The sequence below is a fragment of the Rufibacter sp. XAAS-G3-1 genome, from assembly GCF_013623775.1.
Lineage (GTDB): Bacteria > Bacteroidota > Bacteroidia > Cytophagales > Hymenobacteraceae > Nibribacter.
The window spans coordinates 20,501-29,129 of record NZ_JABFAM010000027.1; the positions used below are offsets into that span (position 1 = coordinate 20,501).

Genomic DNA, 8,629 nt, shown 5'->3' on the forward strand with positions numbered 1-8,629 from the left:
TTTCACAACGTAAACCCATCCTTCCCCTTTGAAGGTGCTGTACCAGACCTAACGTTCTCCACCTTGGATTCTTGTTTTTCACCTTCTTTCTGGAAAACGGGCCTAAAACGGTAACCAAAAAGAAAAGCCCGTTGCGGTGGGCAACGGGCTTTTGAAAAGAAAGCTTCTGGTACCCTCTCTTTATTTGTTCTGTAATACCACCGGCTCTCCTAAACCTAATTCTTTTAGACCGGCCAATTGCGTCTTTGCATCACCCACCACTAAATACACCATTTTATTGGGGTCAATGTAGTTGTTGATGAGGCTTTTGGCTTGCGCGTAGCTCAGGTTTTGAATGGCATGCTCATCGCGCTTCAGGTAGTCAGTAGGCAGGTGGTAGGTGTTCATGGTTTCCAGCAGGCCTACCAGACTCCCCAGCGTTTCATAGCCCAAGGCCGTTTGGCGCACGAGGGCCCCTTTAGACGTATTCAGGTCTTGCTCAGTGTAGCTGGTGCCGTAGGTCTTCAAGATTTCATCCAGGGTCTGCAATGATTCTTTGGTTACGTTGGTACGCACGCTGGAAGAAGCCATAAAGGCACCCGGGGCGGTTGGCCGACGGGTGAAAGCAGAGAAAGCGCCATAGGTATAGCCTTTCTGCAGACGCAATACATTGAACAGGGTAGAGGCAGAACCGGCACCCAGTTTATGGTTAATGGCCTGCATCACCGGATACTCGGCAGAACCTACTGGCACGGCCAGATACCCCGCGTAAATCACAGATTGTTTGGCGTCTGGTTGGTCAATGAAGTACAGGCGGGCAGCAGGTTTGGCAGTGGCGGTTACCGGTGAAGGCAAGGCCACGTCTTTGGGAGCCCATTTCTGTTCCAGGCTGGTCAGGGCTTTGGAGACAGCGGCTTGTTTCACGTTACCGGCTACCTGGAAGCTGGCGACACTGGGCGAGAAGTTTTTCTGATAGTAGTCCTTCAGGTCTTGGATGGTAATGGCTTCTACGGTCTGCAACGTGCCACTGGTGGGATAGGCAAAACGGCTGTTCTCCCCGTACAATACTTTATTAAACGCCAGCGAGGCCACGGCCGATGGGTTCGCCTGCATCTGTCTGATTTGGCTGATAGCAGCTTGCTTGGCCTTGGCGAATTCGGCCTCATCCCAACGGGGCTCCAGCAGGATTTCCTCTACCAGTTTCATCACCTGCGGGAAATTACGAGTTAGCGTGTTCCCAGAAATGGTGATGTTCTCAGGCGAGGAACTCACGCTGATAAACGCGCCTAACTGCCCTATGGCTTCTTCCAGTTGCTGCGGAGTTTTGTTCTTAGTGCCTTCCATGAGCATGGCGTCTACCAAAGAAGCCGTTCCAATCTTAGCTGGGTCATCTAACTGCATACCACCTTTGATCTGGATGCTGAATTGCACCAGCGGTAATTCATTCTGCTCAATGCCGTACACTTTCATGCCGTTCTTGAGCTGTGATGTCCAGATAGCGGGAGCGGTGAACTTGAAGTTGTTGCTCAACTCCGGCATTTGGCTGCGGTCTATCTTGGAAGCGGTCTTTGGAAAAGAAGTAGGTTCCTGGCCCGTGTTGGCTCCTTCGGCCCCGGCCACTACTTTTTCTTCCACTACATCGGCCTTGACCGCACCTTTTACGGCTAGTTCTTCCTGGCCTTTGGGTACGAAGCTGGTCATTACGTATGGTTTGCCTTTGATGTATTTGCGATACACGTTCATGATGTCCTGCGCGGTCACGGCCTGGGTGAGCACGATTTCTTTTTGGGCATACCCCGGGTCTTTGGCAAACTCATTGTACTGCGCCAACTGGAAGGCTTTGTTCAGGAGGCTGGAGATGCCGTTGTACAAGGCTGTTTCCTGTTTGATCTTGAGACGCTCCAGTTCTTTCTCGTTCACGCCTTCTTTCTCGAACTTATCAAAAGCGGCAAAAACGGCGGCTTGTACATCGTCCAGGTCTTTTTTGTCGAAGGCGCGCACCCGTACTCTAAAGGTACCGGCAATCTCGCTGGAACGGTTGCTGGCCGAGGCGCCCGGAGCCAACTTACGCTCTTCCACAATGATTTTCTCAAACGGAGAATTTTTGCCGTCAGACAGCAAGCGGCCCAGCATGTCCAGCGCGTAAGAATCTTTGTGGTACTGCTCTATGGTGGGAAACACCATGGTCAACTCCGGCAGATTGGCGAAGTTATCCACGTGGAAAAGTGACTTGGTGGCCGTTAGTTTAGCGGGCATGGCGGGAAGTGCTTTGGGCTCAGGCTTTGCTTTCAGCTCACCAAAGTATTTCTCAATCAGCTTTCTGGCATTGGCGGTTTCAAAGTCACCTGTCAACACCAAGGTGGCATTGCTGGCCCCGTACCATTGGTTGTAAAATTCCTTTACATCGGCTAGGGTTGCGTTTTGCAGGTCTTCCAGTGAGCCAATGACATCCCAGCTGTAGGGGTGTCCGGCCGGGTAGAGGTTCTTCAGGAGCACGTAATCTGTGTGGCCGTAGGGTTGGTTATCCACACGCTGGCGCTTCTCGTTTTTCACTACCTGCTTCTCATTCTCCAGTCCCCACTCGCTTACGGTATTGATGAAAAAGCCCATGCGGTCAGACTCCAGCCAGAGCACCCGCTCCAGGGCATCCTTCGGCACCACCTCATAATACACGGTTCCGTCTTCAAAGGTACCGCCGTTGAAAGTGCCCCCTACCTCATTGATGGTTTTAATGAAATTTCCCTTGCCCACGTTCTCTGAGTTCTGGAACAGCATGTGCTCAAAGAAGTGCGCAAACCCGGTACGGCCCGGCTTCTCACGGTTAGAGCCCACGTGGTACATGATGGCCACGGCTACTTTGGGGTCAGATTTGTCTTGGTGCAGAACCACATCTAGCCCGTTCACTAGCTTGTACTTTTCAAACGGCAGGTTAAACTGCGGCGTGGCAGTGGCAGATTTGGTGGTGGTTTTGGCCGCTGATTTTTTTGACGCCTGCGCCCACGCGTTCGGTGATGCGCTTACCGCCATACTGCCCACCAGCAGTGACAGGCAAGCAACTTTCAATCTTCTGTTCATGATAGAATAAGGGTTTGGATTGTCTTAAGAGCATGTTTAACTTTCATTTTTGCGCTGCAAACAACCTTAAAAAAACCTGCGTTCACGTTTCTCTGGTCATTTTCGCCTGCCAACCTCAAATCCAAGCAAGCTCTTAGTCTTGTTTAGAAGGAGTTGACACTCTTATGCTAATTTAGTAACACTAACAGCTTAATTATTACAAGTACCACACGGCTTTTTCGGGCTTTACTTCGTTTATGGATTGGGGCAGTTTTCCTGAAAACGGCGCGTAAACAGGAGCAAACCGCCTTGGCCGTAAACTCCAGCAAATTAACCTTTCTTGCGGTTCTTTTCAGGGGAAATACTATATTCATCTTTTTATATGTTTTACAGGTGCCTTCTTGTTTTAAGCCTGTTTTTATAAAAAGAGAGCCAAAAAGAAGCCTTTTCAGGGGAATAATTGTTGAAGCAATGTAAAAACCCAACCTGTGTTAAGTGCCTTCGGGCTAGTTGTTACTTTACTTATTACATGAAGAATAGAAAGCTTATCTTGTTCCTCTTCTGCCTGGGGACTTTGTTAGCCTGGACTGCCCTTTGCCTCACCTATTTCACCACCGGCCGAATAGAATGGCTTCGGTTGCTCACCTTTCTGGTGTCTGGCATTCTGGCGTATATTGTGTATCAACGTAAATGAAAAAGCCTTTATTTTTCCTCTTTCTCTGGTTTGTGAGCGTTGCCGCGGCCTGGGCGCAGCCTTCCATTCCTAAAAACCGGTACGGGGTGCCGGTGGTGGCTACCACTGCCCTGTACCAGGAGTTGGTGGCGCAAGACCCCGCGCAGGAACTGGTAGAGTTGGCGGCTTATATTCCGGGGTTGGTGCTGGATATTAAGTATGCCACGGCCGATAATCTGGCCGGTGAGCCTGTCTACACGCTGGCCACCGCTTATGCCCGCAAACCCGTGGCTGATGCCCTGAAAAAGATACAGGAAGAACTGAAGCCGCTGGGCCTGGGGCTCAAAATCTACGATGGCTACCGGCCGTACCAGGTCACAGTGCAATTCTATGAGAAAGTGCGGGACTCTGTGTTTGTGGCCTCGCCGCGCAGTGGCTCCCGCCATAACCGTGGTTGCGCCATTGACCTGACCCTGATTCGGCTGAAAGACGGGAAAGAGCTGAACATGCCCACCGCCTATGACGCGTTCACGCCCAAAGCGCACTCAACGTACGCCCGGCTACCCAAGAAAGTGAAACAAAACCGGGATTTGTTGAAGCAGGCCATGCTCCGCCACGGATTTCAGGTGTACCCAGACGAGTGGTGGCATTTCGACTTTAAAGAATGGCGCAACTATCCGTTGATGGATATACGGTTTGAAGACCTGAAAGCGCTTGAAGAGTAGGAAAGGGTTCTTGTTTTAGCATTCTTTTCAGAAAAACAGCCCAAAAACGGAGGCAACAAGGAAAAAGTTTGCAGAGAAAAGCGAAAGAGTGTTATTTGCCCATTCAGACCTGCTAACCTTTTGCTCCGCTATGAGAACACCTTTCCTCCTGAAGCAGACCGCCCTTTTGGTGCCCCTGCTCTTTCTTCTCTTTTCTTCGGCCCAGGCCCAGCCTTCTCCCAAACGCGAGTTTAGGGGTGTCTGGATTGCCACCGTCGCCAACATTGACTGGCCCAGCCAACAAGGGCTTTCGGCGGTTACCCAAATGGAGGAGTTCCGCTATATTCTGGATGAACACCAAAAGACCGGCATCAATGCCGTAGTGGTGCAGGTGCGCCCCACCACCGATGCCCTTTACCGCAGCGGCAAAGAACTGTGGTCGCACTGGCTTACCGGCAAACAGGGGCAGGCCCCAAATCCGCCGTATGACCCCTTGGCCTTTCAGATAGAGGAAGCGCACAAGCGGGGCATGGAGTTTCACGCTTGGTTCAATCCGTACCGGGCCACCCATGATACCATCAGCGAAAACATCGCCAAAAACCACATCACCAAGACCAAGCCCGAGTGGTTTGTCACCTACGGGGGCAAGAAGTACTTCAGGCCGGGTTTGCCCGAGGTGCGGGCGTACATCATCAACATCATCATGGATGTGGTGCGCAACTATGACATTGACGCGGTGCACTTTGATGACTATTTCTACCCGTATCCTACCAAAGACCCTTACCCAGATGACGAAGACTTTGCCCGCTACGGCACCAACTTCGCCAACAAAGCCGACTGGCGCCGCTACAATGTAGACGAGGTCATCAGGGTTTTGTCTGACAGCATCAAGCAAGAGAAGCCGTTCGTGAAATTCGGGATCAGTCCGTTTGGCATCTGGCGGAATGTCTCCCAAGATCCACGTGGATCAGACACCAAAGGCGGGGTCAACAACTATGACGATTTGTATTCTGATGTGCGGGGCTGGCTGGAGAAAGGCTGGATTGACTACAACGTGCCCCAGATCTATTTCCACATAGGGTACCCCATTGCAGACTATGCCAAGATTCTGGACTGGTGGACGAAGAATAGCTTCGGCAAACACACCTACATTGGGTTGGGCACTTATAAAATCAACAGTGAGCTCCGCTTCAAAGAATGGTCAGATCCCTTGGAAACGGGCCGGCAATTGCGCCTGGGCCGCGCCACCCCAAACGCACACGGCCAGGTGTACTTCAGTTCCAAGTCTGTCATGAACAACCCCAACGGCGTGCAGGACAGCCTACGCCAGCATTTCTACCGCAACCTCGCCCTGCTGCCTACCATGCCCTGGCTGGACAGTATTGCCCCAATGGCTCCCTCAGATTTGAAAGTGCACAATTCTTTAGACGGCGTTTCTTTGCGTTGGGAAGCCCCTGCGGCGGCTTCAGACGGAGATACCGCCCGCTATTACGTGGTGTACCGGGTGTTGAAGGGGCAAATGATCAATCTGGAGAACCCGGCCCATATGCTGGCTATTCACAACGGGGAGGCTACCTACACAGATACCTCGGCGAAAGCCGGAGAGCGCTATACCTATGCCGTTACGGCCGTAGACCGCCTGCACAATGAAAGCGGTTTGTCAAATAAAGTGGGAGGGAAGCGGAAGAAGTAAGTAGTTGGAAGTGAGTTTTTAGCTCTTTTCCCAAAAACAAGCGTAAAACGGGAGGCTGCCTAGTCGCCCGTTTTTTATGAATAATTGCGTAGTTTTGAGGCATCTAACCTATTAACCATTTCTAACAGACATGAGCGTACGCATAGAGAAAGATACCATGGGCCCGGTAGAGGTGCCCGCCGATAAATACTGGGGTGCCCAGACCCAACGTTCCAAAGAAAACTTCACCATTGGAGGCCAGTTGATGCCGCGTGAGGTCATTGACGCCTTCGCTATCTTAAAGAAAGCCGCCGCGTACACCAACACTGAATTGGGCGTGTTGCCCCAGGAAAAAGCCGAGATCATTGGCCGCGTGTGCGACGAGATTCTGGCCGGTGCGTTAGCAGATCAGTTCCCGCTGGTGGTATGGCAGACCGGTTCTGGTACCCAAAGCAACATGAACGTGAACGAGGTGGTAGCCAACCGCGCGCACGTGCTGCTGGGCGGTGATTTGATGGATGAGAAAAAGAAAATCCACCCCAACGACGACGTCAACAAATCGCAGTCTTCTAATGACACCTTCCCCACCGCCATGCACATTGCCGGTTACAAGGTAGTGGCAGAACATACCCTGCCCATGGTGCAGAAGCTGCGCGATACGCTGCACGCCAAATCACAGGAGTACATGCACGTGGTGAAGATTGGTCGTACGCACTTAATGGACGCTACGCCGTTGACCCTGGGCCAGGAACTGTCTGGTTACGTGTCTCAGCTGGATCATGGCATGCGTGCCCTTAGAAACACCTTAGACCACCTGAGCGAACTTGCTTTAGGAGGCTCTGCCGTAGGAACCGGCCTGAACACGCCACAAGGCTACGCCGAACTGGTAGCCCAGAAAATCTCTGAGTTCTCTGGCTTACCACTAAGAACCGCCGAGAATAAGTTTGAGTCATTAGCCGCCCACGATGCCATTGTAGAAACCTCTGGTGCCCTGAAGCAACTAGCCGTAAGTCTCATGAAAATTGCCAATGACATCCGTTTGCTGGCTTCCGGCCCACGTTCTGGTATTGGCGAAATCATCATCCCAGAAAACGAGCCCGGTTCTTCCATCATGCCCGGCAAAGTAAACCCCACCCAGGCTGAGGCCATGACCATGGTGTGCGCGCAGGTAATAGGCAATGACGTAGCTATCTCAGTAGGCGGCATGAACGGCCATTTTGAGCTGAACGTGTTTAAACCAGTGATGATCTTCAACCTGCTCATGAGCGCCCGCCTGCTAGGCGATGCCTGTGACTCCTTTGACAAACACTGCGCCGTAGGCATTGAGCCCAACTATGAAGTGATCAAGCGCCAGCTGGAGAACTCGCTCATGCTGGTAACGGCCCTGAACCCGCACGTAGGGTATGACAACGCTGCCAAAATCGCGAAGAAAGCCCACAAAGAAGGTACTACCCTCCGTCAGGCCGCCCTTGACCTGGGCTTGCTCACCGATGAGAAGTTCACCGAGTGGGTTCGCCCGGAGGATATGATTGGAAGCTTGAAGAAGTAAAGCCCGTTTCTGACCTACTTTGGCTTAAACGTGCTCAAAACTGCAAGGCCCTTCTGCTACGTGGATGGGCCTTCCTGTTTTTGTCTAATGCCAACCTTAACTTCTCTAATGGCCAATACCCTCATTGGTTCATTTCTGTGCCTTTGCACCTGCCTGCAGCTGGCTTCTTGGGAGTGATTGGTAGGTGCAGCTTTTAGCTGTTGCCTTGCTTGCTAAATGCGTGGTATTAGCTGGTGCACGTCTTTTGCTGTTCCCTTGGCTGGGCTTCTTAGTGCGTGGGTAGGTATTAGCAGGTGCATGCCGTTTGCTGTTCCCTCGGCTTGGCTGCTATTTGCGTGAATGCAGGTACTGTATTGTTTCATCTTTGGCGGTAAGCGCTCACGGCCGCGAGGCCCCGTCTTCCCCTCTCGCGCTGCCCTTTGGCCTGAACTGTCTTTTGCACTTAGCTATTGTCTATCCATGGCCAAAAGCGAGGCGCGCTCGGGGAAGACTGGAACTGGGAAAGTAGCTAATGCAGTAGCTGGTGGTTATGCCAACAAGTATTTACCCGTTTCCTTTGTTTTTCTGGCGCAAGCGTCCGCTTGTGTGCGCACGCATTGCAGATCAGGAATGCGTGCGCACACAAGCGGACGCTTGCGCCAGGAGGTATATCACCAGTGATGGAAGATAGTTTAGGCGATTAGTTATTAGCTATTGCCCCTCTTCCCCTACAAAAGCGTCTTCCCCCCTGGGAGCTGATCTTGTAGGAAAAATTCTTCCCTTGCTGTTCGGGAGTTCTACTCCCGAACCTGTCTGCTGCGGAGTTCTACTCCGCCGGGAGCCACGGGCAAAAGAAGGGGAGTGGGACTCCCCGGCAGCTTGCTTCCGGAGTGGAATTCCGGAAGAGCAGTCTGATTCTATGTAATTCTTAATAAATAACTCAAGTTGCGATTATAAAACTATGAAGCCATCCAGGTTTGTTGAAGGATAAAGCGACCAAACTTTACCTCTCACTTCCC

The 8,629-nt window shown here is 51.8% G+C and carries 5 protein-coding genes; 4 read left to right on the plus strand and 1 reads right to left on the minus strand.

Features of this window, described 5'->3' with window-relative positions:
- Window positions 1-180: 180 nt before the first annotated feature.
- On the minus strand, window positions 181-3,054 hold the full coding sequence (locus HHO50_RS20460) for a pitrilysin family protein (RefSeq protein WP_181309011.1): 2,874 nt from the start codon (window positions 3,052-3,054) through the stop codon (window positions 181-183).
- A gap of 508 nt (window positions 3,055-3,562) precedes the next feature.
- Between HHO50_RS20460 and HHO50_RS20465 the strand changes: the two genes are divergently transcribed.
- The 4 genes from HHO50_RS20465 to fumC all read left to right on the plus strand — a co-directional run bounded on the left by HHO50_RS20465 (window position 3,563) and on the right by fumC (window position 7,631).
- Window positions 3,563-3,727 carry a hypothetical protein gene (locus tag HHO50_RS20465; protein ID WP_181309012.1) on the plus strand — a complete coding sequence of 55 codons (165 nt, stop codon included), beginning with the start codon at window positions 3,563-3,565 and terminating at the stop codon, window positions 3,725-3,727.
- A complete protein-coding gene (locus HHO50_RS20470) occupies window positions 3,724-4,431 on the plus strand; it encodes a M15 family metallopeptidase (protein ID WP_181309013.1) in 708 nt (235 codons plus the stop codon). The genes HHO50_RS20465 and HHO50_RS20470 overlap by 4 nt, the downstream gene beginning before the upstream one ends.
- Before the next feature lie 130 nt (window positions 4,432-4,561).
- Window positions 4,562-6,103 (plus strand): glycoside hydrolase family 10 protein, encoded by a 1,542-nt coding sequence (locus HHO50_RS20475; protein WP_181309014.1) that lies wholly within the window; start codon window positions 4,562-4,564, stop codon window positions 6,101-6,103.
- A 130-nt stretch (window positions 6,104-6,233) separates the two neighbouring features.
- On the plus strand, window positions 6,234-7,631 hold the full coding sequence (fumC, locus tag HHO50_RS20480) for a class II fumarate hydratase (protein ID WP_181309015.1): 1,398 nt from the start codon (window positions 6,234-6,236) through the stop codon (window positions 7,629-7,631).
- Window positions 7,632-8,629 lie beyond the last annotated feature (998 nt).

Excerpts from the sequence above, each read along its gene's own strand:
- HHO50_RS20460 (WP_181309011.1), bottom strand. The coding sequence starts at position 3,054 with ATGAACAGAAGATTGAAAGTTGCTTGCCTGTCACTGCTGGTGGGCAGT.
- HHO50_RS20465 (WP_181309012.1), top strand. The coding sequence starts at position 3,563 with ATGAAGAATAGAAAGCTTATCTTGTTCCTCTTCTGCCTGGGGACTTTG.
- HHO50_RS20470 (WP_181309013.1), top strand. The coding sequence starts at position 3,724 with ATGAAAAAGCCTTTATTTTTCCTCTTTCTCTGGTTTGTGAGCGTTGCC.
- HHO50_RS20475 (WP_181309014.1), top strand. The coding sequence starts at position 4,562 with ATGAGAACACCTTTCCTCCTGAAGCAGACCGCCCTTTTGGTGCCCCTG.
- fumC (WP_181309015.1), top strand. The coding sequence starts at position 6,234 with ATGAGCGTACGCATAGAGAAAGATACCATGGGCCCGGTAGAGGTGCCC.